This is a genomic window from Bacillus sp. MBGLi79 (genome assembly GCF_002953915.1).
On the sequence record NZ_CP026521.1, the window covers coordinates 2,740,226 to 2,741,420 of the forward strand.

General features: G+C 48.3%; 1 protein-coding gene. It reads right to left on the bottom strand.

Features of this window, described 5'->3' with window-relative positions; genetic code table 11:
- The coding region (gene spoIVA / locus C1T29_RS13760; protein ID WP_208945460.1) for a stage IV sporulation protein A at window positions 1-1,180 on the bottom strand (1,180 nt) is incomplete at its 3' end.
- Window positions 1,181-1,195: the final 15 nt, after the last annotated feature.

Consider the following 1,195-nt stretch of genomic DNA (forward strand, 5'->3'; position numbering starts at 1 on the left):
TCAGGCGGACTCCGAATCTTGACCCCTGCCTGATGATTTCCGGTTCATCAAGGCTCATATCGGTTAATGCGGGAGCAGCGATTCCATAACCGGTTTGTTTCACCATTTTCAACGCATCTGATACTTGATCATATTCGGTCTTGGCATGGGCAAAATCCTGCATGAGCTGAAGGAGGTGATCCTTTCCTCTGATTTCAACGCCGACGACTTCCCTCAAAATTTCATCGTACAGGTAATCCGGCGCGTACAAATCGATTTCGGCAATCCCCTGGCCCATTTCTATTCCGGCGAGGCTGGCGCGCTCGATAAAATCAAATTCGCTGAAGTGTCCGACGACGCGGTCGACATCTCTCAGTCTTTTAATATCTTTGACGGTTTCTTTAACGGAATCTTGATAGTTTTCCCTGAGCCAATGATTCTCTTTTAATACCATGACCCAGCTCGGAAGATTGACGTTGACTTCGAGTACAGGGAATTCGTAAAGCGCTTCTCTGAGAACGCTCAGAACGTCCGCTTCCCTCATGCTTTCAACGCTCATCGCCAGCACCGGAATGTCGTATTTCTCCATCAGCTCTTGCCTGAGCGCTTCCGTTTCCGGATGGTACGGCCTTACGGAATTGATGACCATGATAAATGGTTTTCCAACCTCTTTTAATTCATCGATCACCCGTTCTTCAGCCTCGATATAATCCTGTCTGGCGATTTCTCCAATCGTGCCGTCAGTCGTAATCACAACACCGATGGTGGAGTGTTCCTGGATGACTTTTCTCGTGCCGATTTCGGCAGCTTCGTGAAACGGAATCGGCTCTTCATACCAAGGAGTGTTGATCATTCTCGGCCCGTTTTCATCCTCGTATCCCTTTGCTCCGGGTACAGTATAGCCGACACAGTCGACAAGCCTTATATTCACATCGAGTCCGTCACTGACATGAACTGACATTGCCTGATTCGGAACAAACTTCGGTTCAGTTGTCATAATGGTTTTGCCAGCGGCACTTTGGGGGAGCTCATCTTGTGCGCGCGCCCGGTCTGCTTCATTGTTGATATTCGGGAGCACCACTAGCTCCATAAATTTTTTGATAAACGTAGATTTTCCTGTACGTACAGCTCCTACGACACCTAAGTATATATCGCCTCCTGTTCGTTCAGCGATATCCTTGAAAATATCGACCTTTTCCAAGTGATCCCCTCCCGG